Origin of the sequence: Proteus sp. PR00208 (assembly GCF_016238545.1) — a bacterium.
GTDB lineage: Bacteria > Pseudomonadota > Gammaproteobacteria > Enterobacterales > Enterobacteriaceae > Proteus.
Window position 1 is genome coordinate 44,075 of sequence record NZ_JAEHQE010000001.1, and the last position, 25,994, is coordinate 70,068.

The window sequence follows — 25,994 nt, forward strand, 5'->3', positions numbered from 1 at the left end:
GATCCCTCAGTTGCGATTTTTTGTTGTTATCGTTTTTAATGTTTTATACGTTTGCAGTTTGAATATTTTTTATGGCATTAATCACGCTATCACATTCTTCTGCTGTACCGATAGAAATACGCAAACAGCCATTAAGCCCATATTGACGCTGTTGATCGCGTAAAATAATCCCTTGTTCCCATAAAGTACGGAAAACCAGATTAGCATCAGTGAATTTCACTAAAATATAGTTGGTTTCACTGTTATAAACCTGTTCTACATTAGGCAATTTTTTTAACCTATCAGATAAAATGCTTCTGTTACGTGTAATTTCTGCCACTCGCTTTTTCATTATCTCAATACTTGCTTCTGTTAATGCTTGCGCAGCAATATCGGCAACAGGTGTTGAAAGTGGGTACGGTGCGATCACCTTTAGTAATAATTCAATGACCGGCGGGTTGGCAAGCGTAAAGCCACAACGAAGCCCTGCTAAAGCAAAAGCTTTCGATAAGGTTCGCAAAATAACTAAATTCGGATAATCTTCAAGCCATGAAACAATTGACGCTTGTGGGCAAAATTCAATATAAGCTTCATCGACTGCAACAATCGCTTTGTCTTTCGCCAACGCTAATACATCCCGAATAAGAGAAGGATTAACAATATTTCCAGTTGGATTATTTGGGCTGCATAGGTAGATAAGTTTTACATTATCAAGCTGTGACGCTATTGCTTTAACATCAGGGCTCCAATCAGCAAGTGTAGGGACAACACGCTGCTCTATACCAAAGGTTTCAGCACTAACGCTATACATACCGTAAGTAGGAGGGCAATAAAGTACAGCATCTTTATCTGGCTCACAAAAAGCGCGAATAAGTAGTTCAATCGCTTCATCTGCACCACGGCTAACTAAGACTTGATTCGCATTCACACCTACGTATGCAGCATAACGATTGATCACATTAACAGGCTGGCATTCAGGGTAACGATTTAAGTTTTTTTCATTAAAAGTAAAGTCAGGCGCGATAGGGTATTCATTGGCATTTAACCACACAGAACCATTTCCGCCTAAGCGTCGAGCAGATTGATAAGGTGTTAATTCTCGTACATTTTTTCTTGCAAGTGTATTGATATCAAATTCAGTTTTCATCACTCTTTTTCCCCTGAGCTAAAGCGTTAACGCGAAGTGTGACAGCATTTTTGTGTGCGGTGAGTTGTTCTGCTTGCGCTAATATTTCAATAGTCTGTGCTAAATCAGATAAACCTTGTGCTGTGAGTTTCTGTACTGTCATACGTTTCATAAAATCAGCTAAGCCTAAGCTTGAGTAGGTTGCTGTATAGCCATAAGTCGGTAGAACGTGATTAGTACCAGAAGCATAATCTCCCGCAGATTCAGGCGACCAAGCACCAAGAAAAACAGATCCAGCGCTGGTAATGCTATCAACACGACTATCAGCATCATTAGTTTGAATAATTAAGTGTTCTGGACCATAGCTGTTACTAATTTCAATACACTGGTCGAGATCACGAGTAATAATGACGCGGCTTTCTGCAAGTGCTTGTTTAGCGATTTCAGCGCGGCTTAATAGCGCCAGTTGTGTTTCTGTTTCAGCAATAACGGCTTTAGCGAGTGTTTCATCAGGTGTTAATAATACAACTTGTGAATCAGGGCCGTGTTCAGCTTGTGAAAGTAAGTCAGCGGCAATAAATGCAGGATTGGCATCCGCATCAGCAATCACTAATACTTCAGAAGGGCCTGCTGGCATATCGATTGCAGCACCTTGTAGTGATTGACTTGCTTGGCGTTTGGCTTCAGTGACATAGGCATTACCAGGGCCAAAAATTTTATCAACCTTAGGAATAGATTCAGTACCAAATGCCATAGCTGCAATCGCCTGTGCACCACCTACTTGGAAAATTTCATCAATACCAATTTGTTGAGCAATATATAAAATTTCATCAGCAATAGGGGGCGGCGAGCAAAGAATAACTTTGCGACAACCCGCAATACGGGCGGGAATACCTAACATCATTACTGTTGAGAGTAATGGTGCCGAACCTCCCGGAATATAAAGCCCTACCGCATCAATGGGTCTGCTTACTTGTTGGCAAAATACACCCGGCTGAGTTTCCACGTTGATAGTGTTAGGAATTTGAGCCTCATGAAAGCGACGAATATTATTCATCGCCTGTGCTATTGCCTGTTTTATTTTGCTATCAAGTCTTGATGAGGCTGCATCAATTTGCGATTTTGACACCAAAACACTTTCCGGCGCTGCCTTATCGAATTTTTGGCTGAGTGCTTTAAGTGCTTTATCTCCATCATTGCGTACCTGTGAAATGATGCTAGCAACTTGTTCTGTAATTGAACCTGATGCAGAAATAGCAGGGCGAGTTAATAGCACTTGTTGCTGTTCTTTAGTGCATTTATTCCAGTAATTTAATGTATTAAAACCCGTTTTCATCATTTCACCTTATTCCATCATTTTTTCAATTGGTAAAACAAGAATTGAACTTGCACCTAATGCTTTAAGTTTTTCCATTGTTTCCCAGAATAGGGTTTCGCTACTAACCATGTGCATTGCAACGCGATTTTGGTCACCTGCCAGAGGTAAAATAGTCGGTCTTTCAGCTCCCGGAAGTAATGCAATGACATCTTCAAGACAATCACTTGGTGCGTGTAACATAATGTATTTTGATTCTCGAGCTTGAATAACGCCTTGAATACGCGTTAATAAGCGGTCGATAAGTGCTTGTTTATCGGTTTCCATGTCACCATCGCGTTGGATCAAACAGGCTTTTGAGCGATAAATCACTTCGACTTCTTTTAAACCGTTGGCTTCTAATGTTGCACCAGTAGAAACTAAGTCGCAGATAGAGTCAGCAAGACCTGCACGAGGGGCGACTTCAACAGAGCCATTTAATAAACAGGATTTAAACTTGATGCCTTTTTGGTCTAAATAGCGTTTGAGCAGATTTGGATAGGAGGTCGCGATACGAGTATTATTTAAGCATTCCACACCTTGATAATCGAAATCAACAGGGGTTGCGAGAGATAAGCGACAGCCACCGAAATCAAGACGACGTAGTGTCAGATAATTTGGGTTTTCACCTTGTGAACGACGCTTTAATAGCTCTTCTTCTAAAACGTTTTCACCAATGATCCCTAAATCAACAACGCCATCCATTACCAATCCTGGAATATCGTCATCTCTAACACGCAAAATATCGATTGGCATATTTTCAGCGTAAGCAATCAGGCGCTGTTGATTTAAGTTAATTTTGATGCCACAACGTGCTAAAAGAGCACGAGAATCATCGCTTAAACGTCCTGATTTTTGCATTGCGATCCTTAATCTTGCTTTATCTAACATATTATTACCCTATCATTGTCCATATTTTTGTTATGAAAATTAGCTATAAAAAAACCCCGGAAGTTGCCTTCCGGGGTTTTAGTTGTTATCTGCATTCAGACCACCGGAAGCGTTTCTTAAACGTCTTCCAGCACTCATCGCCTGAAAGACTAGTCAGGGTGATGGTGATGATGGTGGTTTAGTTGAATGCTATACATAATTATTTTCCTAGCTAATAACACTATTTGTTATTTAATAATGCCCGTTACTGTTAATCAATATTTAGTAACCAATATTTAGTAACCAATATTGAGTAACCTGCATTTAGAATTTGTCTGCCTTTCAACCTACATGATTTACAAAGCAGAAAGCAACCTATTTTTTAATAATAATTTAATTATTTTGTAACCTTTTGTTTTTAATGTAATTTTAATATTTCTCTTATTTACTTAATGGAACAAGTAGGCGAGTATATAGGGAGATGCTAAACGTTCACGAAATATAAGTAGTATTTATAAGTAATGGCGAAACTAAAATTTTATAGCATACTTTGACTAAGCCATTTAAGTAGGGGAGCAAAATGAAACGAATAACCATCGTAGGATTAGGTTGGTTAGGTTTACCACTTGCCGTTGCGTTGCGTGATGCAGGCTATCAAGTTAAAGGGACTAAAACCACTGAAGATGGTGTAGAAGCAGCAAGAATGAGTGGCATTGACTGCTGTTTAGTGAATTTAACACCCGCAATTGAATGTGATAGAGATGATTTTGATTACTTAATGGAAACTGACGTTCTCATTATCACGTTACCACCCAGTGCTGCTGGTGGAGGTTATGATTATGTTGAAGCCATTCAGACGCTGGTGGATAGCGCAATGTCTCGCCATGTTACGAGAGTCATTTACATTAGCTCTACTTCTGTATATGGCAATCAAACAGGTAATATCACGGAAGAAATGGATATTCGACCAGAAACACAATCAGCAAAAATGTTAGCAGAAGTTGAGAACTGGCTACACCGTTTACCGTTGACTACAGTTGATATTCTTCGATTAGCTGGATTAGTCGGGCCGGGTCGTCATGCAGGACGTTTTTTATCAGGTAAAAAACAGGTAAAAGGCGCTCATCAATGCGTTAACTTAGTCCACTTAGACGATGTGATTTTTGCAGTCGAACAACTTCTTGCGCAGAATGAAGGTGGTCATTTATATAATTTATGTGCTCCAATTCACCCTAAAAAGAAAGAATTTTACTCAAGAGTGTCGAATCAACTCGATCTTATTCCGCCAGAATTTGTTGAAGAAGAGAAGCCTTTAATACGAGAAATTGATGGTCAGGAGATCTGTCGAGATCTTGGATTTCATTACCATTATCCAGATCCCGACAAAATGCCAATGAATTAACTTAATTTACAGGCAATAACACGATATCACGGAAAATAGGTCTTTCACTTAATTGTGCAAACCAGCGCTCAATGTGAGGGAAGTTAGGTCTATCTTTGCAAACTTCAAGCCACGGGTAGACCAATGGTGCGATCGCCATATCGGCAAGAGAGAATGCATCTCCTGCGAAATAAGTTGTTTTTGCAAGTTGGTCGTCAGCTATTTTGATTAATTTATTCAGCTTCTCTTTCAACGCGTTAACAATCTCAGGATTTTGCTGCTCTTTAGGCGTGCGAACAATCATGATCATCATTTGTTGAATGGGAGAAAATAAGCTGCCATTTGACCAATCCATCCATTTTTCTACATTTGCTCGTTGTTTCGGATCAATGGGATAGAGGGTATTATTTTCATATTTTGTACATAAATAACGAATAATGGTATTAGACTCCCATAAAGCAAAGTCATCATCTTGTAAGGTTGGAATAGAAGCGTTGGGATTCATCGCTAAATAATTTGCTTCATTGAGTCCACCAAAAGGGCCACCAACGTCGATTTGTTCATAAGGAACATTTAATTCTTTTAAGCACCAAAGAACTTTTTTAACGTTAGATGAGTTTTTTCTACCCCAGACTTTTAACATAAAGGTCTCCTAAACCACGATAAGTAATAAAATTTCCCTCTATAGGGCGCTAAATATGAATATAAGATAAATCTCTATATATCAATGTTGGCGTCTTATTCCAGAAAGCCATATAGTAGGAAAGCTTTAACAAATTGATATAAAAGGGTGATCGGTAATGAAAAAAAATATTCCATCTGTTCTGGGTAAGGTTACCGCGGGAATGGGTTTACTGCTAATTATTTCTAGTCCTTCATTTGCAGTAAATAATCCGGTACCTCCTCAAATAGAGGCAAAATCTTATGTATTAATGGATTACAACAGCGGAAAAATTCTGGCATCAGAGAAACCTGATGAGCGTTTAGATCCTGCTAGCCTGACAAAAATTATGAGTAGCTACGTTGTTGGGCAAGCTATCAAAGAAGGTCGTATGTCTCCTGACGATATGGTTATTGTTGGGCGTAATGCGTGGGCAACGGGAAATCCGGTATTGAAGGGATCATCATTGATGTTCTTGAAACCGGGTGATCAGGTCAAAGTGATTGATTTAAACCGCGGTATGGTTATTCAATCTGGTAATGATGCCAGTATTGCATTAGCAGAACATGTTGCGGGTAGTCAGGAAACCTTTGTTGATTTAATGAATTCTTATGCTAAGAATCTCGGTTTAAAAAATACACACTTTAAAACCGTTCATGGGTTAGATTCTGATGGACAATATACAACCGCACAAGATATGGCATTACTGACAGCAGCCATGATCCGCGATGTTCCTTCTGAGTATGAAATTCATAAAGAAAAAGAATTTACATTCAACAATATTCGTCAGCCAAACCGTAACCGTTTATTGTGGAATAAAAATATGAATGTCGATGGTGTGAAAACGGGTCACACTAATGGAGCAGGGTACAATCTTGTTTCTTCGGCAACTGAAGGTGATATGCGCTTAATTGCTGTTGTTTTAGGAACACCATCAGATAAAGTGCGTTTTGCTGAAAGTGAAAAATTATTAGGCTGGGGTTTCCGCTTTTTTGAAACGGTAACACCTGTAAAAGCAGATACACCACTGACAACTCAAAAAGTGTGGTATGGCGATAAAGGTGAAGTAGCATTAGGGGTTGCTAACGATGCTTCAATTACCATTCCTAAAGGTGAATTGAAAAATCTGAAAGCCTCTTTTACTTTAACTAATCCTGTATTAGAAGCGCCGTTAACGCAAAATCAGGTTGTAGGTACAGTTAACTTTTTATTAAATGATGAAGTGATTGAACAACGCCCATTAGTTGTAAAAGAAGCGGTTGAGGAAGGCGGTTTCTTTAGTCGTATTTGGGATTTTGTTGTTAAAACAGTATCTGGTTGGTTTAATGCTATTTTGGGTTAATTCACCAATAATGGATCTATCAAAGCGTTACTGAGTTTTTCACCCAAAAAGAAAGACTAGCTGTTATTTTTATATAAATAATCCGTAATTTTTTAACGATTACGGATTTTTTTATACTCAATAAAATAGAGAGATATCCTATTTTAGAACTTAAATAAGCCCATCTATTTTGCCTTGATTATCAACATTAACAGCGATAGCAGCAGGTGTTTTCGGTAATCCGGGCATCGTTGTGATAGAGCCTGTTAAGGCGACAACAAAGCCTGCGCCAGCAGAAACATACACTTCACGAACGTTTATTGTAAAGTCAGTCGGTCGGCCTAATAACGAGGGATCATCTGAGAGTGAATATTGAGTTTTTGCCATGCAAACAGGGAAATGAGCAAACCCCATACTTTCTATCTTTTCTAACATCTTACGAGCATGTTGGCTATAAGTCACACTACCTGCACCATAAACTTCTTTGGCAACAATCTCGATTTTTTGACTAAGTGAAGCATCATCAGGATAAATTAATTGAAATTGGCTCTGTTCATTTTCAAGCGTATCAATCACTTGCTTAGCCAATTCAATACCACCTTCGCCGCCTTTTTCCCACACTTTGGTAATTGCGAAGCGACAATCTCTATCTTGGCAAAATTGTTCGATAAACTGGTGCTCTGCAATACTATCAGTGACATACGCATTAAGAGAGACAATCACGGGTAAGCCATATTTTTTAAGGTTTTCAATGTGTTTTTCAAGATTTACAATGCCTTTTTCAAGGGCAGCTAAATCTTCATTATTCCACTCGCCTTTACCTAAGCCACCGTTATATTTTAGCGCTTTGGTGGTTACAACAATAACGGCACAATCAGGGCGTAATCCACTGACCCGACATTTTATATCAAAGAATTTTTCAGCACCTAAGTCAGCACCAAAACCAGCTTCTGTCACAGTAATATCAGCAAGTTGAAGAGCAAGTTTTGTCGCTCTTACGCTATTACATCCATGAGCAATATTAGCAAAAGGACCTCCATGAATAATGGCAGGAGTATTTTCGAGTGTTTGTACTAAATTAGGATTAATAGCATCTTTTAATAAACTCGCCATTGCTCCGACGGCTTGTAGATCGTTTGCTGTAACAGGATCACCATTATAAGAATAAGCAACAATGATGCGAGAAAGTCGCTGCTTTAAATCATCAATATCCAAAGCTAAACATAGGATAGACATAATTTCAGAAGCAACAGTAATAACAAAGTTATCTTCTCTTGTGATACCGTCTTTTTCGCCACCTAATCCCACAACAATATTACGTAAAGCACGATCGTTCATATCCATACAACGTTTAAACACGATTTTTTTAGGATCGATATTTAAAGGATTACCTTGATAAATCGAATTATCAAGCATGGCTGCAAGTAAGTTATTGGCAGAGGTAATAGCATGAAAATCGCCAGTAAAATGAAGGTTGAGATCTTCCATCGGAACGACTTGTGAATAACCACCACCAGTTGCTCCACCTTTAATGCCAAAACAAGGGCCTAAAGAGGGTTCACGCAATGCAATAATGGCATTTTTCCCAATATGATTAAGTGCTTGCCCTAATCCAACAGTCACCGTTGTTTTACCTTCACCAGCCGGTGTTGGGTTTATTGCTGTCACTAAAACTAACTTTCCGGGCTTTTTTGTCGCAATTTTTGACCAAATGTTGTGGCTAAATTTGGCTTTGTACTTGCCATAAAACTCGATATCGTCTTGATCAATATTTAAATTTTTAGCAATGTCCTGAATAGGTAAGAGGTGTGCTTCTTGGGAGATTTGAATATCTGATTTCATTTTAATTCTCTTTTTATCCCGTTAATGATGTCTCTAGTGATCTTTATTTATCAACTCTAGACAATAATCTAAATATGGCCAATAGATTGATTAATTTGTAGTTATTTACTTTAGATAACGCGTTCATCGTCACGTCATTTAAATAATTTTTGAGGTTAGCGCCTATTTTTTTCAAAAAAACTATTTTAACTAAGGATGACAATTTAATCTCATACAAAAAAGAGGATATTAAAAAAAGAAGAGTCTCAAGATTGAGGTTAATAAACAAAAAAGGCGCTGATATCAGCGCCTTATCTATCATAAATATCTGTATTTCAGACTTTCAGATTTAGTCACAAGAAATTTTAATGGCTAATCCACCTTGAGAGGTTTCACGATATTTAGCATTAATGTCTTTCCCTGTTTCGTACATTGTCTCAATGACTTTATCTAAACAAATACGAGGATCGCTAACACGACGTAAAGCCATACGAGATGAGTTTACAGCTTGTACGGCTGCGATAGCATTACGTTCAATACAAGGAACTTGTACTTGTCCTGCCACTGGGTCGCAAGTAAGCCCTAAGTTATGCTCCATCGCAATTTCTGCTGCGATACAAACTTGTTCTGGGCTACCGCCTAAGAGTTCAGTCAATGCACCTGCTGCCATTGAACAAGCAACACCGACTTCACCTTGGCAACCGACTTCAGCACCCGAGATAGATGCATTCATTTTGTAAAGTGAACCAATAACACCAGCAACTAAGAAAAAGCGAGTGTAAGAGTTTTCATTTACAGGGCGAATAAATTTATCATAGTAAGATAATACTGCTGGGATAATGCCGCAGGCACCGTTTGTTGGTGCTGTGACAACACGTCCACCAGCCGCGTTTTCTTCATTCACGGCAAGGGCAAACATATTAATCCAGTCAACAACTGTCATTGGATCTGTTGTCGTTTTATCTTCTGTGACTAACATACGGCGTAATGCAGAAGCACGGCGAGGTACACGTAATGGCCCTGGTAATAAGCCTTCGGTATTTACACCGCGCTCAATACCTGACTTCATTACTTCCCAAACAGCCGCAAAATGAGCTGAAATTTCTTCTTTGCTACGTAATGCTAATTCGTTTTGCATCACTAATGCTGATAAAGAAAGGCCTGTTTCTTTGCAATGGCGACGTAAATCAGCCGCATATTGATAAGGATAAGGAACTTGAACTGCATTTTCTTCAGGTTGGCCAAAATGTTCTTCATCAACAATAAAACCGCCACCAGTAGAATAATAGGTTTTTTTCAATAAAACCTGCTCACCGTTATAAGCGGTAATGGTCATGCCATTTTCATGAAGGGGTAGATTGTTTTTATGAAAATTCATACCGCCTTCAACAGGAAAATCGACTTCTTTTATGCCATTTGCCAGCATTAAGCGACCAGTTGTTTCTACTTGTTTAATAAACGGGGCGATAGAATCAATATCGACAGTATCAGGTAAATTTCCTGCGAGTCCCATAATAATAGCAATATCCGTTGCGTGACCTTTACCTGTTAAAGATAAAGAGCCATAAACATCAACGATAACGCGGGAAACAGAAGAGAGGAGATTTTTTTCTGCAAGTAAATCAACGAATTCTTTACCTGCTTTCATTGGACCTACAGTGTGTGAGCTTGAAGGGCCGATACCGATTTTAAAAATATCAAAGACGCTAACCATAATATTCGCCTCCCTAATTAATTTAAAGGCGCAACTGTGTGATTATTAGAGTGATAAGTGTCAGTTTTGAAGTCTAAGGCTGTAATGGCTACTTTCTTTTATGAAAGTAGCCATCAGGTGCTTTATTAGCCCATGAATGAACTAATTAAGCTATAGAAAACTGCTGAGATTGCGATAAGACCCATAATTACAACGAATGCGTTGCTGATATGGCCTTGGTATTTCTTCATCGCTGGTACTTTACGGATTGCATACATAGGCATCAGGAACAGTAACATTGCGATAATTGGGCCACCTAATGTTTCAATCATACCTAAGATGCTTGGGTTTAATGTTGCAACAATCCAAGTTGTAACCAGCATAAACAGTGCAGTGATTTTGTTTAAACGATCTTTTTCGATTGTTTTACCTTTTTCACGCAGTGATTTGATGATTAAACCGTTGAAACCTTCACGAGCACCTAAGTAGTGACCTAAGAAAGATTTAGTGATCGCAACGAAAGCAATAAATGGAGCAATATAAGCGATAACAGGTGCTTCAAAATGGTTAGCAAGGTAAGACAGAATACTGATGTTCTGTGCTTTTGCTTCTGCTAAGTTTTCTGGTGTTAAGCTAAATACACAGCTAAACACGAAGAACATTACAGTGATAACCATCATGATGTGCGCATAAGCTAAAATGCGTGAACATTTTTTCTCAGCGTTTTCGCCGTATTCTTCACGTTTTGCAACAGCAAACGCAGAGATGATTGGAGAGTGGTTAAAAGAGAACACCATTACAGGGATAGCTAACCATAGGGTTACTAATAGGCCTTGACCCATACCTGATGTTGTTGCGTGATCAAAAGAGAGAGTATCAAGGATCGCACCATTCCACTCTGGGATCAGATACAGTGCTAAGACCATCAGGACAGCAACAAATGGGAACACTAAAACGCTCATTGCTTTAACGATAGCTTGTTCACCAAAGCGAATAATCGACATGATACCGACAATCAGTACCAACGATAAAATTGCGCGAGGTGGTGCAGACATGTGCATTTGGTTCACAATAAAGCTTTCTACTGTATTGGTGATAGCAACACTATAAACCAATAGAATAGGATAAATTGCGAAGAAATAGAGCAGGGTGATTAATTTACCTGCTGTTTTACCAAAGTGTTCTTCAACAACTTCAGTGATATCTTCACCTGGATTTTTACCTGATAACACAAAGCGGCACATACCACGGTGTGCAAAGAAGGTCATTGGGAATGCAAGTACTAACATGATCAACAGAGGAATTAAACCACCAATCCCTGCGTTGATAGGTAAAAATAGAACGCCAGCACCGATAGCCGTACCGTATAAACCTAACATCCATACTGTATCTGACTTACGCCATGTTTTGTAATCACCTTGGGTGTTACCCGACGCGATAGAACCAACTTTGGTTGTATCCATAATACTCTCCGAAATAACGCGGTAAAAAAAATAATGAATAAAAATAAGAGCGCGATTGTATTTCTTTTTAGAAATAATCACGGCATAAATTTAATTATGAATAAATGAGTGCATTGAGTACCTGGTGTTATCTCAATATCTTCAATTACCACATACAAAATCTTTAAATTTCAAAAGAATTAGACTCTTCCAAAATTTGAAAAAATATTCAATAAGTTTATATCCAGACTTAAGAGGTGCAGAATATAGTGTTTTTCAGGATAAACTACCGTGATCACCATCTCAAATGCTAAATATAACTGAAAAACCTGAAAATGTAACATTTTTTATATTTTGTGTTTTTCGAGGCGGTTTTTAAAACATTTTGAAATAACTTTCCAATTTTAAAGGAAATACAAAATAAAGCTAAATACTTAAATATTCATATGTTAATGATTATTTTTAGGTATTTTTATTAACTAGAAAATAAATGATTAAAATCAACTAGGTTATTTTTGTTTACAATTAAAACATTACATTAACCACGTATCCAATTGAAATATAATGATAAATTATTTTCTCTAATTAATGTTTAAAACTAGACAAAAGAATATAGAAACAATGCAATATGATTATTTATTAATGAATTTCTTTTATTTTATGAAATGTATATAGCTATATTTCATTTATAAGTAGAATATTGTTTATAAATACGACAATGAATTTGTTAATAAATGAGTTTGGTAGGTTGTTATATAACGAATATAAAAGTTTCATTTTGATTAAAATAACAACATATTTATTTTTTTGGACAAATACTATAATAGTAGAGAATATTTTTATTTATATATTAATATATTGAAGGGCGGTGTCACTTAAGTTAAATATAAAAAAGACCACAATAAATGTGGTCTTTTTCGGTATAAGAAAGGTTATGCCTTTGTCCAACCTTTGCGAATAGGATAAGCAAAACAGAGCTGATAGAGCTGTTGTACCCATTTTTGGAGTATATTTCCACCTTTAGACCAGAAGATCTGGCAAAGGCCACAAGAAAGTAGAGCAACGATAAAAGCTCCAATCATATCGATTGGCCAATGTACGCCAAGATAGATACGCGCCCAAGCAATCGCAAGTCCTAAACCGAGCATAATATAGCCAATACGTTTGCTGTTATGCCAAAAGAGATAAGCTAAAGCAATGGTGAAAACAAACGTACCATGGTTACTTGGGAATGATGGTGTTGCATCGTGATCAAGAAAGTTGTAGCCAATGTTAGCTGCAAAAGGGCGTTCATGAGGAGCAATAGCACCAATCACCCAAGAGATAGAAAGTGCGATACCTAAAGAGATAGCCGCTTTACATACCAATGTTCTTTGCTGGCTAAGATATTTTTCATTACCCCATAACCAATAGAACACTAAAGATAACGGAAAAAGATAGACAAGGTACTTAGCAATAATTATCGCCGTACCGATTTCTAAAGGAGATGCCGCAGGTGTTGCATTCATCATTGAAAATACGGCTAAATTGAATTGTTCCAGCAAAGTAGGCTCCATACATGTCGTACTGATAAGCGATGTTTATGATGCATAATACGCAAGTTTTTAAGGGTAAATGAGGGAGTAATAGGGGTAAAGTGTTTTTTTCTTATTTAATTGTGCTTTTTTAAAAGATTTGCCAGTTTTATACAAAACTGAGCTAAAGCACTCTTAAAAAGAGTATTGCGCTTATGTTATTGCTCCTACATCGTTCTTTTTCTTATCTTCAACGAGGTATAACTTTATGTGGTTCCAGAAAAATATAGTCCTTAGTGCAAGGTCTAGAGGATTTCACTTAATTACACAAGCATTGATTCAAGAATTACCAGAACTAAGACAATATAAAATCGGAATTGCTCATTTTTTTATTCAACATACATCGGCCTCATTAACGATTAATGAAAATGCGGATCCAACAGTACGAAGTGACTTTGAAAACTTCTTTAATCACAACGTAAAAGAGAATGAAGATTACTATCTTCACACTTATGAAGGCAGTGATGATATGCCCGCGCATATTAAAAGTAGCTTACTTGGACAAAGTGTCATGGTTCCTATTAGTCAAGGTGAGCTGAATTTAGGGACTTGGCAGGGGATTTATCTCGGTGAACATCGTAATCACGGTGGTAATCGTCGTATTATTGTGACATTGCAAGGTGAGTGTTACTAAATTTCAAGCAATAAAAAACCCGACAGCTATTTCACCAAAAGGGTTGAAACTATCGGGCTCCTCAATATTTGGGGACATCAAAGAAAAGCAGTGGCACTAATTCAGACTACAGGTTAGAAAGAAAGTTCGCTGACTAATGAAAAAAAATAGAATTTTTTTTTGGAAAGAGTGAGATGATAGAGAAAAGATGGATGATACAAAAAGAGAAAGCGCTAAAACATATTGATAAATAAACTGTTTTAGCGCTTTTAAATTAGTTGTAGATGCCTAAATTTTCTTTAGCATAAGCTTCAAAATCTGTGCAACCACCAATGTGTTTCTCATCAATAAAAATTTGTGGCACAGTTTCAACAGGTTTACCGACAGTTTTAGATAAATCAGCTTTTGTAATTCCTTCAGCTTGAATATCTACATAGCGGAAATCAAAATCGTCACGTTTTTCAGACAAAGTTTCAGCCAGTTGTTTCGCACGAACACAATATGGGCAACCTGGGCGACCAAAAATGACAACAAACATACGACACTCCTTATTGAGGAAATAAAATTCAGGCATAATAGTTTCTATTGGTTGTTACTATGCCCTTTTATTAGGCTAAACAAAAACAGTTATTGCCTTTTAGTGTGATAAATTATACCAATTTGCCGAATAATGAGATAGGACTGCAACACAGCATTTAGTGGAGAAATGATGGAAAAGCCTTCAAATCGAGATATGAAATCACTGTCAGATATGCCAAAACCCATTATCATCATTGAAATAATTGGGATTATTCTATTGGTGGTTGCTTATCTTTATATCAACCAATATATGACCTCTCCGCAGTGGCTAGGAACATATACAGGACAGTTAACGTTGGTTGTTTTAGGGGTTATCTGCATGATCCCGCCAGCTATCCATATTGTATGGCGTGCTATTTATCGATTAACTTTTTTAGGGATTGACCATAAATCCCTAAATAATAAAAAGAAAAAAGAGAATAACGAAGAATAGCTATCTGTTTTTCCTCAAAATATATTAGAAACTAAGAAAATCCAATGTGTAAATTGGCTTAATTTTCTTAGTTTTTCTATTTATTAGTGCCTTCAAGATAGAAAAAGTGGCAAAATAGCGCCAATGCCAAAAGGCACTCTTTTTTTTGCGCGTAAAGGTTATTTGAATGAACGCTGTTGTGACTACCGATCTGGATCAGCTAAAGTCTTGGCTTGATGAACTACAGATTGCTTATTATGAATGTGACTCTTGTCAGGCGTTACATTTACCGCATCTTCAATATATCAGTGGCATTTTTGATGCCAAAATTGATATTCTTGAGGATGTACTTGTATTTACCGCTATCGCTGAGCTAAAACCGTCAGCAATAGTGCCTTTAATGGCAAATCTAAGCCAAATTAATGCAAGCTCTTTATTTATTAAAACATTTCTAGAAATTAGTGATGAGAACTTACCAAAATTAGTTTTCTGCCAATCATTCCCGGTTGCTGCGGGTATCTCACTTAATCAATTTGACCTATTCTTACAAAAAGCAGAAGAGCAATCTGCTGAAGTCGTCAGCGAAATTTTTAATAATGGTTTCTTGTATGGCGAAAAGCAAGAAAGTGAAAACGAAGAAGATGAGGAAGAAGATGTTGAGATAAACAGCGCATCAACTGACTCCTCCTATACTGTACATTAATATTAATCTCCATAACGGTTACAAAATCTTATGCAATGCGCACGATTTAGTGCGGGTGAATGTCATTCTTGTGAGTGGCTTTCTCTTGCTTATCCTGAACAAATCAAGAAAAAACAGCACAGCCTATTAGCATTACTTCCAGAAGATTATGCTTTTGATAAATTAGCGCCAGTTGAAAGCCAACAGGCGCAATTTCGTAATAAAGCAAAAATGGTCGTCAGCGGGAGTGTCGAAAGACCCGTCTTAGGTTTAAAAACTAAAGACGGTGTTGCTGTCGATTTATGCGAATGTCCACTGTACCCAGTTTCTTTTACCTCCGTGTTTCCTGTTCTAAAAACATTTATTGCAAAAGCAGGGTTAGTTCCTTACGACATCGAACGTCGCCGCGGTGAACTCAAGTTTATTTTATTAACTGAGAGTCGAAGTAATAGCACCATGATGTTGCGCTTTGTTTTGCGCTCAGAAAAAAAACTAGAACAACTTCGCAAAGCACTTCCTTGGTTACAAGCGCAATTGCCTCAATTAGCCGTTATCTCCGTGAATATTCAACCTATCCATATGGCTATTTTGGAAGGCGAGCAAGAAATTATTCTGACTGAAAAAACGTTCTTGGATGAATCATTTAACCAAATTCCATTGCATATTCGTCCAAGAGGCTTTTTTCAAACTAATCCAGAAGTTGCCTCATCACTTTATGCTACTGCTGGGTGTTGGGTAAGAGAATTAAATATCACGCATCTGTGGGATATGTTTTGTGGATCTGGGGGGTTTGGGTTGCATTGTGCGGATAAATCAACCCAATTAACAGGTATTGAAATTAGTCCAGAAGCTATTGAATGTGCGCGTTTATCAGCTCAGGAATTAGGGCTAGAACATGTTGAATTCCAAGCGTTAGATTCAACGGGCTATGCATTAGCAAAAGAGTCTGTTCCTGAATTAGTGCTTGTGAATCCACCTAGGAGAGGTATTGGTGAGGCGTTATGCGGTTATCTAAATAAAATGAAACCTCGCTTTATTCTTTACTCAAGTTGTAATGCTCAAACCATGGCAAAAGATATTCAGCAACTTTCTCACTATCAGATAGATAGAGTGCAATTATTTGATATGTTTCCTCATACTTCTCACTATGAAGTGCTTACGTTATTGGTATTACAAGACAACTAAGATATTTATTACAAAATAGTGATTGAGTGTTAGTATAAATAAGCATTTAACGCTCGATGGATAACATCGGGCGTTTTCTTTTTTATTAGATAGGCATTCTATTTTATGCAGAACTTAAAAGCGTTGTTATTAGTGATGGTGTTATTGGGGCCTTTGGGGATCGATCTCTATTTACCGACGATACCTGCGATTGCTCAAGATTTAGGAAGTAGTGTCTCTCTTATTCAATCAACTATCGCTTTATTTATTTTTGTCCTAGGTGTAGGGCAACTTATATCAGGGCCTTTAGTGGATAAGTTTGGCCGTAAACCAATCGCTATCGCGGGGATACTTATCTATATTGTGGGTTCTGTTATTGCAACGATTTCGACAGACTCAACGCTTTTTATTATCTCACGATTATTACAAGCTTCAGCTGTGTGCTGTACTTCTGTTGTCGCTTTTACCTGTGTTCGTGACTGTTTTAATGGTAATGAAGCTGCCCGCGTTTTTGGTTTTTTAAATGGTACGTTAAATATTATCCCTGCATTGGCACCATTATTAGGTGGATTATTGGCAGAATATTGGGGATGGCGTGCTCCTTTCGGATTTTTAATTTTCTACTCCATACTTGTTTTAATTCTAATTGCGCGTTTTTTACCAGAAACAAAGCCTGAAAATACTGCTCAATCAAAACAAAAATTAGGTAAAACATACCTTGAGATTTTATGCAGTAAACGCTTTTTGACTTTTGCTTTAGTGAATGCGGGCACAATGGGGATGGCATTAACCTATGTGTCATTTGCCCCAATTGTATTGATGAAAGATGCAAAATTATCAGCACTGATTTTTTCTATTGTTTTTGGTGTAAATGGTTTTTGGATCATGTTTGTCAGTTTTTATGCGAACCGCGTTATTCATCGTGTCGGCAGACCTATTTGTTTGATCTTAGGGAGCGGATTAATGGGATTAGGCTGTGTGAGCTTATTAGGTGGCTTGTTGTTTATTCCTGCCGAAATGCAAAATCATTGGTTGATCTATATGCTTCCTGTAGCAAGTGCATGTGCTGGTCTTGCTTTTATTATGGGACCCGCGACAAGTTATGCGCTTGAGCCTTATTCAAAAACGGCAGGCATTGCCTCTGCATTAGTGGGTTTTATTCAAATGGCAGGTGGTGCCGTCTTTGGTTTAACGGCATTGGCTTCATCAGTACAACCTAAATTAGCGTTAGCTATTGTGATGTTACTCGGTAGTTTATTAGCGTTGAATGCTTATCGAGTAAGCCACAAAGAAGCGTTAATGGAAAAACAGGCTACACAAGAATAGAACAAGTATTTGTTGTTTATTCTGACATAAAAAACACCCCAAAGTTGGTGTCCAACTTTTGGGGTGCAGTTCATAACCTGCTGGGGTGTTTTTATATCGACAGTTCGGCTTACGCGTTTTTAATTACGATGTTCAAACTCTAAGGCTTTTTTCTCAATTAATCTCATTAAAAGTGTCAGTATTCCGTTGATACACAGATAAATAATACCTGCGGCAACAAAAACCATCACATCATAACTTTGACCAAAGACTTGTCGGCTATAACCTGTTAACTCAAGTAAGGTGATAGTACTGGCAAGTGAGGTACTTTTGAATATTAAGACTACTTCGTTTGAATACGATGAAAGCGCACGCTTAAATGCGTAAGGTAATATCACTCTTGCTGTTTGTACTGGTGACATTCCTAGCGCTTGGCAAGATTGCCATTGTCCTGACGGAATAGCTCTTACAGCACCATAGAAAAGTAAGGTTGAATAAGCCGCACTATTTAATGCTAATGTGACCATTGCACAAAACCATGGTGTTGATAATAACTCCCAAATCAACGGGAAGTTTTTCAACGCAGGAAATTGCCCAGGACCATAATAGATTAAGAAGAACTGCACCAATAATGGCGTACCAGTAAATAAGGTAATATAAGCTTTTACAATCGGGGTAATGATGGGAGTTTTTAATGCCAAGATAAAGGTCATTAATACCGATAAAGTAAATGCTACCAATAAAGCCACAAAAGTTAATGAAAGGCTTGTTGGTAATCCCGGTAAAATATCAACAATATAATCCCACATTATGAGGCACTCCGTTCAAATCGAGTCGTTCTCATTTCTAGCCATTTCAGGATATATTGACTGATTAATGTAATTGCTAAATAAATCAGAGCAACAATGCTATACCAAGTAAAAGGCTCTTGAGTTCTATTGGCGATACTTTGTGTTTGTAGCATTAAATCATTGACGCTGATTAATGAGACTAACGCGGTGTCTTTTAATAGAACTAACCACTGATTACCTAAACCTGGTAAAGCATGACGCCACATTTGAGGCATAATAAAACGTAAGAAAATAGTAATACGCCCCATGCCTAATGCTTGACCCGCTTCCCATTGTCCTGTTGGTACAGCTTTTAATGCGCCACGTAAAGTTTGTGAAGCATAAGAAGCATAAAGAAGTGAAAGGGCGATAACACCGCAATAGAAAGGTAAAGATTCAGTATCACCAAAATCAATTTGCAAGGTGAATGAACCTAATTCAATACCATCCATTAGCATCATGACACCTTGCAAGGTACCATAATAGACAAAAAGAACCACCAGCATTTCTGGTAGTCCTCTAATTAGTGTTACCCAGCATGTTCCTAAGAAAGCAAAGGCTTTCCATCTCGCGGATTCCCAAGCTGTAAACAGCATGGCAAGAACTAATCCGATAATAAGAGCAGAAATAGCAAGTGAGACCGTTGTGACGGCCGCACCTGCTAGAGTTGTTATTTCATTCATCTATTAAGCTATTGTTGTTATTGAAATATCGTTATTCAAACCATTTTTTATAAATGACATCATAGGTGCCATCAGCTTTTACTTCAGCTAATGCTTTATTTAATTTATCTTGTAAATCAGCATTGCCTTTTCTTACTGCGATTGCAAGACCAGTACCAAAATAGTTAGGATCTGCAACTTTGTCACCTACAATACCTAATTCAGGATTCTTTTTCAGCCATTCATTAACAACAGCTGTGTCACCAAAGATAGCTTCGATACGACCATTTTTCAGATCTAATACTGCATTTTGGTAACTGTCATAAGGAACCGTTTTCATCTCTTTGTGTTGTTCATTGATGAATTTCTGATGGGTTGTCCCATTCTGCACACCAATTTGCTTGCCTTTTAGGCTTGCAACATCAGAGATTTTACCTGTTACTGTGATAAATACTGCTGAGTTATCATAGTAAGAATCAGTGAAATCAACTTGTTTTTGACGCTCTGGCGTAATATCAATGCCTGCCATTAATGCTTCAAAACGACGGAATTTCAGACTAGGAATTAAACTATCAAATGACTGATTGGTAAAGGTACAATCAGCATTAATTTTTGCACACATTGCATTCGCTAAATCAACGTCAAATCCCACAATTTGATTATTCGCATCAATCATTTCAAATGGAGGATACGTTGCTTCCGTTGCAAAACGAATTGTCTCTTTCTCAGCCGCAGTTGCAGAAAGTGTAATACTGGTCAGAAGTGCTGCAAATAATATTTTTTTCATTGTCTGATCCTGATTTAGTGTGACAAGTAATTAGCAAAAGCTTCCGTTTGTGGAGCAGTGAAACGATAGTTATCACCTTGCTCTATAATACGGCCGTTTTCCATATATACAACTTTGCTCGCGGCTTTGCGTGCGATTTCAACTTCGTGGGTCACAATCACTTGTGTAATACCCGTTTCAGAAAGCTCTTTAATTATATCAACAACTTGAGCGGTAATTTCAGGATCTAATGCTGCCGTTGGCTCATCAAATAAGAGAACTTGAGGCTCCATCATTAATGCTCTAGCAATAGCAACACGCTGTTGCTGTCCCCCTGATAAATGCAGTGGGAAGCGTTCTGCGTATTCACTTAAACGTAAACGTTCAAGTAATTTCATTGCTTTTTCTTTGGCCTGTGGTTTTGATAAACCTAATACACGACAAGGTGCCTCAATTAAATTATCAAGAACCGTTAAATGTGGCCATAAATTGTATTGTTGAAATACCATGCCCACATTTTGGCGTAATGAACGAATTGCCTTTGCGTTGGGTTGTTGGCTAAAGTCAAAATGTAGACCCGCAATTTCTAATTCGCCTGAACGTGGCATTTCTAATAAATTAAGAACTCTCATTAGTGAGCTCTTACCTGCACCACTTGGTCCTAATAGAACCATTGTTTCACCAGCAGAGCATTCTAGATTAATATCATAGAGTGCTTGGTGCGAACCGTAGAAACAATTTATGTTTTTTAATTGAATACTCATGCGTTTTTTCTGAATAGTCATTAACTGGTTCAAATAATAAAACGGTAAGAATAATTATGCAACTAAAACTGCATAATAAAGTGGTTTTTTTACGTAAAAATGGGTAATTCGGCTATTTTTTTTCACTGTTAGGTGAATTTTTATCCAGTTTGTAAGCGTTAGTACTTATTGTTTTAGCCATACCTTTGAAAATAAATAAGTGTGCTGGCATCATGGCAAACCAATAAAGTAATCCACTAAATCCTGCGGGATGCCACCAAGCACGAACATCTATTGAACGAAGATTACCACTGTCGTGGATCGTAAAAGAGAGTCTGCCTAAACCGGGTGCTTTCATTCCAAATAACAGTGTGAGCTGTTTTTCAGGCTCAAGTTTGATCACTCGCCAGCCGTCAATCATATCGCCAAGCTCTAATGTTTCTCTTGATGGGCGCCCATAAGTGACTTTATTTCCAGCGATATCATCCATAATGGCGCGTGTTTTCCATAGCGCATTACCATAGAAATAGCCTTGTTCTCCGCCAATTTGTTGCACTGTATGCCAAAGGGATGCCGCGCTTGCAGGTGTGGATACTGTGCAGCCTGCATTTTTAGGGTAATAACCATAACCGGGTTTCCAGCGACTACGGACTGCCGAAGAGTAACCCCAATCTTGGTTATCTAAAGCTGCTTCTTCATCAGCGAGTGTTTCTTTTACCGCATCATCAAATTTAATTAGAGATTGAGGAATAAGTTTACGTAATGGCGCATCGTTGGCAGGGAGATCATATTTAAGCCCTTGGATCAGTTCTTTGGCAATAGAGGTGGGCACAGACGTTATCATACTGATAAATCCTGCCGAAATTAAACTAGCTGGCATCGGAATGGGGATTAGCATCCGCTTTTTACCTGAAATTTTAATGAAGCGCTCAAAAAGGGTTTGATAGCTGATGTATTCAGGGCCACCAGCATCAAAAATTCGGTGCTGATGTGTAGGGTGATGAATAATTTCCGTTAAATAGTGAATTAAGTTTTTTAAGGCAATAGGGGAGGATTTTGAACGAACCCAGCGAGGTGGCGTAAGAATAGGAAGGTTATAAACCATATCACGCATAATTTCAAAGGCAGCAGAACCCGGTCCTACAATCATTGAGGTACGGATTTCTGTTACAGGAATAGTGCTGGTTCTTAAAACTTCACCTGTAAGTTTTCGTGCAATAAGATGAGGTGAATATTGCTGATCTTCATGTTGTAAGGCACTTAGAAAGATAATTTGTTGAACGTTTGAGCCTTCAAGTGCTTCAACAACATTTATGGCAGCTTGACGCTCTAGTTCAACTAGATTATGCGCATCTCCCATACTATGAACAAGATAATAGACAATATCGGTATCTTGCATCACCTTTTTAAGTGTTTCAGGATTGTGGAGATCGACAAAAATACAGCGTGTATTTTCCCAACCTTGAGACATCATCCAGTCAATTCTACGGGCACCTGCCGTGACTTGATGACCTTGTTTTATCAGAGCTGGAATAAGATTTTGACCAATATGTCCACTGGCACCAAGTACTAATACACGTTGTTGATTCATTGTTAATCCATTGTAAAAAGAGAACGTTATCGTTCTATTGTTACTGATTTTTCTATGAAGTAAAGAACGCCATCAAGATTGGTGTGATTAAACTTAACACGAATCCATGCACAATAGCTGCGGGAACGATGGCAACACCACCACTGCGTTGTAAAACAGGTAAGGTGAAGTCCATTGATGTTGAACCACAAATCCCTAATGCTGTATTTCTATAACGATTAACAATAATAGGAATAAGCATGATTGCCGCTAATTCTCGCATTAAGTCATTAAAGAAAGCGGTACTCCCGATAACGGGACCAAATGCATCTGTTAAGACAATGCCTGATAAAGAATACCAGCCATAACCTGATGCTATTGCTAATCCCATTTTCAAAGGTAATCCCAGTAAATAAGCGGCTAAAGCTCCACCTGCAAGGGCGCTAACGCCCATTACTACCGCGACTGTTGTACCTCGACGGTTAATTAAAATTTGTTTTGGGCTCATTCCGCTATTACGCAATTGTAACCCTACTAACCAAAGTAAGAAGATAAGCGCGCCTTGGCTGGCATGAGAGGCGTAATGAAAAATTGACCAGCCAGTTAATCCCACAAAAAAACCCACAACGACAACACCGCATAGTTGCAGTGATTCGAGCACCATTTTGATGCGTGATGGAGGCTTGGATTGCTTATGAGCAGGCACATGCCAAGGATCTTTTTTATCGAGTAACCATAAGAACACTAAGTTTGCGCCAAAGGTACATAAAAAGAAAACACTGGCATAAGCAAGAATGGAGACTAAGTTTTCACCAATATTATCTAGCATGGCTAAACTAACGCCCATTAGAAATAGGATAACGTAAACCATCGCGCTAAGTAGGCGGTTTGCTAGATGAAGCAATGGGCGATTGTTTAACTTAATCAAATATCCTACAAAAAGTGGAAGTAGGATAATCAATAACCCTGACAGCATTTCTATTCCTTACTGAGTGTGCTCAAATTATAAAATAAACTAATAACGTGAATTGGATTATAACATTTACTTATGATGTTGTGGATACAGAAATTAAGATAAGTCTAAAATATTTATTAAGGGTAATGAGCCTACCACGTTTAGGTGTAAGAGGCTTTAATTGTTTGAAATGCGAACGATTTGGGTATATATCGAATAGTTGAGTAAATTTTATTACGGCGCGCTTTAACTGTGATATTAATGAAAACATCCATTAAGTGAAATTATTAGCTGATTAAGCATAAAATTAAGATAGAAAGCATAAAATAAAACCAGAGCTTAGTCATAACTTGCGAGGGAATTTATGTATTTAGAAAGAGTGGAAATAGTTGGATTCCGTGGACTTAATCGTCTCTCATTACCTCTTGATATGAATACAGTCTTAGTGGGTGAAAATGCGTGGGGTAAAAGCTCATTACTTGATGCATTAACACTCAGTTTAGGTATTGAAACCTATCAATATGCATTTACACCTGAAGATTTCCATCGTTTGCCGAATGAACCTGAAGAAAATGGCAAAAAAAGCCTACAAATTATTTTAACGTTTACCGAATCTCGCCCAGGACGTCATCGTTCTTATCGTTTCCATAAAATAGCGCCTGTATGGGTTGAAAATGGTGACGATCTTAAACATATCTATTACCGTATCAGTGCTGAACTCGATGAGCAGAAAAATGTAAAAACATTCCGCTATTTTCTTGATAAAGAAGGAAAGCAAATTCGCTTACCTAATGGACAAACTCAAGAAATCATTGCAGAGATTGTTAGGCTTTATCCTGTCCTCCGCTTACAAGATGCGCGTTTTGTACGTGATCTTGCCTCTGACGTTATCGATTCTCACAACAGCCCTCATCGAGAAGCGTTTAATAACAAAATGAGCGAGTTAACCAAAGCGTTAGTCAAAAATCCTGACGAGTTATCAGATGAGGATTTACGTGAAGGCCTTGATGCAATGCAACAACTGTTAGGGCACTATTTTGCAGATCACGGTTCGTTGCTGTTCAAATCTCACTCTCGCCATAGCAAAGTCAACGAGCCTCATATACGCGGCTGGCATGCGTTAGAAAATATCAATAAAGTGTTGGCAAAACCCAATCAGAGAAGTATTCGATTAATTATCTTGGGGATGTTTTCTTCTATTTTACAGTCTCGTGGTAGTGTTGCGCTGGATCCGTATGCAAGACCTATCGTGATTGTTGAAAACCCAGAAACGCGTTTACATCCTATTATGCTTTCGGTGGCTTGGGGGTTACTCAATCTTTTCTCATTACAACGGATCACAACCACAAACTCAGGTGAACTGCTTTCACTAGCACCGTTGCAGAGCGTTTGCCGTTTAGTGCGTGATACCGATAAAGTTGCTGCTTACCGTGTTGGAGGTCAGCAACTACATTCTGATGAAGAGCGGCGTATCTCATTTCATATTCGTTATAACCGACCTTCTGCGTTATTTGCGCGTTGTTGGTTATTGGTAGAAGGTGAAACAGAGATTTGGTTAATGAACGAATTGGCAAGGCAATGTAATTATTTCTTTGAAGCGGAAGGAATAAAAGTCATTGAGTTTGCTCAATGTGGGCTTAAGCCATTATTAAAGTACGCAACTTATATGGGGATAGAATGGCATACCTTAGTGGATGGTGATGAAGCGGGTAAGAAATATGCTGCTACCGTTAAGGATTTTGCGTTAAAAAGCAATGATGCAGAGCGTGATAGATTAACGAAGCTTCCTGCGTTAGATATGGAACACTTTTTATACAAAGAAGGCTTTCGCAATGTATATCATGATGTCGCAGGTGTGCCAGATAATGAAAAATGGCCAACTCGACGCGTGATCATTAAAGCAATTCAACGTTCATCCAAGCCTGATCTCGCACTAATGGTGGCTAACAATGCGGCTCAACGTGGAGTAGACTCCATCCCTTCAATACTGAAAAGTATGTTTTCTCGTGTTGCATGGCTTGCCCGAGGCAAAGCGAATTAATTAAGTTCGCCAATAAGTGAATTATTGCGTAATTACTGATCTTAATATTGAGTTGTGGCATTAAGTTGCAACTCAATCTCACGGCTTTTATTTAGTCTTATTGTATTAGAAGGATATTTTATGGCTTTTTTATCTTTAAAAAAGCAAGGGAAAGTGATCACCCTTATTTTGATTATTGTGGCAATTGCGATGTATTTTTTCTGGCCGAGAGAAAATACACCCACCTATCAAACTCAAACAATTACACGCGGTGATCTGGCAAAAGAAGTGACCGCAACAGGTAAGCTTGATGCTGTGCGTAAAGTTGATGTCGGTGCGCAGGTTAGTGGTCAGCTACAAACTTTATATGTAAAAGAAGGGGATGTTGTTAAAAAACTGCCTACATTTCGCGATATCCCCCATCTGACTAGAAACATAGAAAGATCTATACTCTAAATTAACCGGATAGTG

Annotated in this window: 23 protein-coding genes, 1 pseudogene and 1 other annotated feature; of the genes and pseudogenes, 9 read left to right on the forward strand and 15 right to left on the reverse strand. The window is 38.1% G+C overall.

Annotated elements, in window-relative coordinates; translation table 11 throughout:
• Positions 1-43 precede the first annotated feature (43 nt).
• From hisC to hisG, 3 genes are read right to left on the reverse strand one after another with little or no spacing between them, the layout of a single operon-like run.
• Positions 44-1,126, reverse strand: a complete 1,083-nt coding sequence (gene hisC, locus JEP36_RS00190; protein ID WP_198629728.1) for a histidinol-phosphate transaminase — start codon at positions 1,124-1,126, stop codon at positions 44-46.
• Complete coding sequence (hisD, locus tag JEP36_RS00195) at positions 1,116-2,444, reverse strand: histidinol dehydrogenase (protein WP_198629729.1); 1,329 nt, start codon at positions 2,442-2,444, stop codon at positions 1,116-1,118. The genes hisC and hisD overlap by 11 nt, the downstream gene beginning before the upstream one ends.
• Before the next feature lie 6 nt (positions 2,445-2,450).
• The gene (gene hisG / locus JEP36_RS00200; RefSeq protein WP_109373484.1) at positions 2,451-3,350 is read right to left on the reverse strand and encodes an ATP phosphoribosyltransferase; all 900 of its coding nucleotides are present in this window, start codon (positions 3,348-3,350) and stop codon (positions 2,451-2,453) included.
• Between the two features lie 44 nt (positions 3,351-3,394).
• Positions 3,395-3,524 (reverse strand) — a sequence feature (His leader region).
• 385 nt (positions 3,525-3,909) lie between these two features.
• Between hisG and JEP36_RS00205 the strand changes: the two genes are divergently transcribed.
• Positions 3,910-4,731 (forward strand): SDR family oxidoreductase, encoded by an 822-nt coding sequence (locus JEP36_RS00205; RefSeq protein WP_109373485.1) that lies wholly within the window; start codon positions 3,910-3,912, stop codon positions 4,729-4,731.
• Position 4,732: 1 nt separating this feature from the next.
• Here the strand turns inward: JEP36_RS00205 and JEP36_RS00210 are convergent, their stop codons facing one another.
• On the reverse strand, positions 4,733-5,353 hold the full coding sequence (locus JEP36_RS00210; RefSeq protein WP_198620478.1) for a glutathione S-transferase family protein: 621 nt from the start codon (positions 5,351-5,353) through the stop codon (positions 4,733-4,735).
• Between the two features lie 157 nt (positions 5,354-5,510).
• Between JEP36_RS00210 and JEP36_RS00215 the strand changes: the two genes are divergently transcribed.
• On the forward strand, positions 5,511-6,713 hold the full coding sequence (locus tag JEP36_RS00215; protein WP_198629730.1) for a serine hydrolase: 1,203 nt from the start codon (positions 5,511-5,513) through the stop codon (positions 6,711-6,713).
• Positions 6,714-6,863: 150 nt separating this feature from the next.
• Here JEP36_RS00215 and JEP36_RS00220 read toward each other — a convergent pair whose 3' ends face one another.
• The 4 genes from JEP36_RS00220 to ybjG all read right to left on the reverse strand — a co-directional run bounded on the left by JEP36_RS00220 (position 6,864) and on the right by ybjG (position 13,192).
• A complete protein-coding gene (locus JEP36_RS00220) occupies positions 6,864-8,534 on the reverse strand; it encodes a formate--tetrahydrofolate ligase (RefSeq protein ID WP_198629731.1) in 1,671 nt (556 codons plus the stop codon).
• Positions 8,535-8,862: 328 nt separating this feature from the next.
• Positions 8,863-10,227, reverse strand: coding sequence for an L-serine ammonia-lyase (locus JEP36_RS00225; protein WP_198620481.1), 1,365 nt, complete (start codon positions 10,225-10,227; stop codon positions 8,863-8,865).
• Positions 10,228-10,352: 125 nt separating this feature from the next.
• On the reverse strand, positions 10,353-11,669 hold the full coding sequence (locus JEP36_RS00230) for an HAAAP family serine/threonine permease (protein WP_160230107.1): 1,317 nt from the start codon (positions 11,667-11,669) through the stop codon (positions 10,353-10,355).
• Between the two features lie 911 nt (positions 11,670-12,580).
• The gene (gene ybjG / locus JEP36_RS00235) at positions 12,581-13,192 is read right to left on the reverse strand and encodes an undecaprenyl-diphosphate phosphatase (RefSeq protein WP_198620482.1); all 612 of its coding nucleotides are present in this window, start codon (positions 13,190-13,192) and stop codon (positions 12,581-12,583) included.
• 238 nt (positions 13,193-13,430) lie between these two features.
• Between ybjG and JEP36_RS00240 the strand changes: the two genes are divergently transcribed.
• Positions 13,431-13,856, forward strand: coding sequence for a secondary thiamine-phosphate synthase enzyme YjbQ (locus JEP36_RS00240; RefSeq protein ID WP_198620483.1), 426 nt, complete (start codon positions 13,431-13,433; stop codon positions 13,854-13,856).
• Between the two features lie 253 nt (positions 13,857-14,109).
• On the opposite strand, the gene JEP36_RS00245 is transcribed toward JEP36_RS00240, so the two are convergent.
• The gene (locus JEP36_RS00245; RefSeq protein ID WP_036912158.1) at positions 14,110-14,373 is read right to left on the reverse strand and encodes a GrxA family glutaredoxin; all 264 of its coding nucleotides are present in this window, start codon (positions 14,371-14,373) and stop codon (positions 14,110-14,112) included.
• Between the two features lie 171 nt (positions 14,374-14,544).
• On the opposite strand from JEP36_RS00245, the gene JEP36_RS00250 reads away from it, so the two are divergent.
• The 4 genes from JEP36_RS00250 to JEP36_RS00265 all read left to right on the forward strand — a co-directional run bounded on the left by JEP36_RS00250 (position 14,545) and on the right by JEP36_RS00265 (position 17,998).
• Entirely contained in the window at positions 14,545-14,847 is a 303-nt protein-coding gene (locus JEP36_RS00250; RefSeq protein WP_196533025.1) for a YbjC family protein, read from the forward strand.
• A gap of 166 nt (positions 14,848-15,013) precedes the next feature.
• Positions 15,014-15,529: a YbjN domain-containing protein gene (locus JEP36_RS00255; RefSeq protein WP_109373494.1), complete on the forward strand. Its 516-nt coding sequence runs from the start codon at positions 15,014-15,016 to the stop codon at positions 15,527-15,529.
• 30 nt (positions 15,530-15,559) lie between these two features.
• Entirely contained in the window at positions 15,560-16,693 is a 1,134-nt protein-coding gene (rlmC, locus tag JEP36_RS00260; protein WP_198629732.1) for a 23S rRNA (uracil(747)-C(5))-methyltransferase RlmC, read from the forward strand.
• A gap of 105 nt (positions 16,694-16,798) precedes the next feature.
• The gene (locus JEP36_RS00265; RefSeq protein ID WP_198626154.1) at positions 16,799-17,998 is read left to right on the forward strand and encodes a multidrug effflux MFS transporter; all 1,200 of its coding nucleotides are present in this window, start codon (positions 16,799-16,801) and stop codon (positions 17,996-17,998) included.
• A gap of 119 nt (positions 17,999-18,117) precedes the next feature.
• Here JEP36_RS00265 and artM read toward each other — a convergent pair whose 3' ends face one another.
• The 6 genes from artM to JEP36_RS00295 all read right to left on the reverse strand — a co-directional run bounded on the left by artM (position 18,118) and on the right by JEP36_RS00295 (position 23,524).
• On the reverse strand, positions 18,118-18,786 hold the full coding sequence (gene artM / locus JEP36_RS00270; protein WP_196533029.1) for an arginine ABC transporter permease ArtM: 669 nt from the start codon (positions 18,784-18,786) through the stop codon (positions 18,118-18,120).
• Positions 18,786-19,490, reverse strand: a complete 705-nt coding sequence (artQ, locus tag JEP36_RS00275) for an arginine ABC transporter permease ArtQ (RefSeq protein ID WP_198626155.1) — start codon at positions 19,488-19,490, stop codon at positions 18,786-18,788. Before artQ ends, artM begins: the two co-directional genes overlap by 1 nt.
• A 31-nt stretch (positions 19,491-19,521) precedes the next feature.
• Positions 19,522-20,256 (reverse strand): arginine ABC transporter substrate-binding protein, encoded by a 735-nt coding sequence (gene artJ, locus JEP36_RS00280; protein WP_023581291.1) that lies wholly within the window; start codon positions 20,254-20,256, stop codon positions 19,522-19,524.
• Positions 20,257-20,270: 14 nt separating this feature from the next.
• Positions 20,271-20,999 (reverse strand): arginine ABC transporter ATP-binding protein ArtP, encoded by a 729-nt coding sequence (gene artP / locus JEP36_RS00285; protein ID WP_109373499.1) that lies wholly within the window; start codon positions 20,997-20,999, stop codon positions 20,271-20,273.
• 112 nt (positions 21,000-21,111) lie between these two features.
• The gene (locus tag JEP36_RS00290; protein WP_198620487.1) at positions 21,112-22,569 is read right to left on the reverse strand and encodes a DUF2867 domain-containing protein; all 1,458 of its coding nucleotides are present in this window, start codon (positions 22,567-22,569) and stop codon (positions 21,112-21,114) included.
• A gap of 52 nt (positions 22,570-22,621) precedes the next feature.
• Positions 22,622-23,524, reverse strand: coding sequence for a lysine exporter LysO family protein (locus JEP36_RS00295; protein WP_196533032.1), 903 nt, complete (start codon positions 23,522-23,524; stop codon positions 22,622-22,624).
• A gap of 343 nt (positions 23,525-23,867) precedes the next feature.
• On the opposite strand from JEP36_RS00295, the gene JEP36_RS00300 reads away from it, so the two are divergent.
• Together JEP36_RS00300 and JEP36_RS00305 are read left to right on the forward strand one after the other, a co-directional pair.
• Complete coding sequence (locus JEP36_RS00300; RefSeq protein WP_198629733.1) at positions 23,868-25,544, forward strand: ATP-dependent nuclease; 1,677 nt, start codon at positions 23,868-23,870, stop codon at positions 25,542-25,544.
• Positions 25,545-25,664: 120 nt separating this feature from the next.
• Positions 25,665-25,919, forward strand: a pseudogene (locus JEP36_RS00305) (macrolide transporter subunit MacA); the annotation flags it as partial.
• Positions 25,920-25,994 lie beyond the last annotated feature (75 nt).

Bases quoted from the DNA above. Each gene is read 5' to 3' on its own strand.
- hisD (WP_198629729.1), bottom strand. From the start codon at position 2,444: ATGATGAAAACGGGTTTTAATACATTAAATTACTGGAATAAATGCACT.
- hisC (WP_198629728.1), bottom strand. From the start codon at position 1,126: ATGAAAACTGAATTTGATATCAATACACTTGCAAGAAAAAATGTACGA.
- JEP36_RS00255 (WP_109373494.1), top strand. From the start codon at position 15,014: ATGAACGCTGTTGTGACTACCGATCTGGATCAGCTAAAGTCTTGGCTT.
- JEP36_RS00300 (WP_198629733.1), top strand. From the start codon at position 23,868: ATGTATTTAGAAAGAGTGGAAATAGTTGGATTCCGTGGACTTAATCGT.
- JEP36_RS00265 (WP_198626154.1), top strand. From the start codon at position 16,799: ATGCAGAACTTAAAAGCGTTGTTATTAGTGATGGTGTTATTGGGGCCT.
- JEP36_RS00250 (WP_196533025.1), top strand. From the start codon at position 14,545: ATGGAAAAGCCTTCAAATCGAGATATGAAATCACTGTCAGATATGCCA.
- JEP36_RS00245 (WP_036912158.1), bottom strand. From the start codon at position 14,373: ATGTTTGTTGTCATTTTTGGTCGCCCAGGTTGCCCATATTGTGTTCGT.
- JEP36_RS00295 (WP_196533032.1), bottom strand. From the start codon at position 23,524: ATGCTGTCAGGGTTATTGATTATCCTACTTCCACTTTTTGTAGGATAT.
- JEP36_RS00225 (WP_198620481.1), bottom strand. From the start codon at position 10,227: ATGGTTAGCGTCTTTGATATTTTTAAAATCGGTATCGGCCCTTCAAGC.
- JEP36_RS00205 (WP_109373485.1), top strand. From the start codon at position 3,910: ATGAAACGAATAACCATCGTAGGATTAGGTTGGTTAGGTTTACCACTT.
- artJ (WP_023581291.1), bottom strand. From the start codon at position 20,256: ATGAAAAAAATATTATTTGCAGCACTTCTGACCAGTATTACACTTTCT.
- JEP36_RS00230 (WP_160230107.1), bottom strand. From the start codon at position 11,669: ATGGATACAACCAAAGTTGGTTCTATCGCGTCGGGTAACACCCAAGGT.
- artQ (WP_198626155.1), bottom strand. From the start codon at position 19,490: ATGAATGAAATAACAACTCTAGCAGGTGCGGCCGTCACAACGGTCTCA.
- JEP36_RS00290 (WP_198620487.1), bottom strand. From the start codon at position 22,569: ATGAATCAACAACGTGTATTAGTACTTGGTGCCAGTGGACATATTGGT.
- JEP36_RS00215 (WP_198629730.1), top strand. From the start codon at position 5,511: ATGAAAAAAAATATTCCATCTGTTCTGGGTAAGGTTACCGCGGGAATG.
- rlmC (WP_198629732.1), top strand. From the start codon at position 15,560: ATGCAATGCGCACGATTTAGTGCGGGTGAATGTCATTCTTGTGAGTGG.
- artM (WP_196533029.1), bottom strand. From the start codon at position 18,786: ATGTGGGATTATATTGTTGATATTTTACCGGGATTACCAACAAGCCTT.
- JEP36_RS00220 (WP_198629731.1), bottom strand. From the start codon at position 8,534: ATGAAATCAGATATTCAAATCTCCCAAGAAGCACACCTCTTACCTATT.
- JEP36_RS00210 (WP_198620478.1), bottom strand. From the start codon at position 5,353: ATGTTAAAAGTCTGGGGTAGAAAAAACTCATCTAACGTTAAAAAAGTT.
- hisG (WP_109373484.1), bottom strand. From the start codon at position 3,350: ATGTTAGATAAAGCAAGATTAAGGATCGCAATGCAAAAATCAGGACGT.
- artP (WP_109373499.1), bottom strand. From the start codon at position 20,999: ATGAGTATTCAATTAAAAAACATAAATTGTTTCTACGGTTCGCACCAA.
- JEP36_RS00240 (WP_198620483.1), top strand. From the start codon at position 13,431: ATGTGGTTCCAGAAAAATATAGTCCTTAGTGCAAGGTCTAGAGGATTT.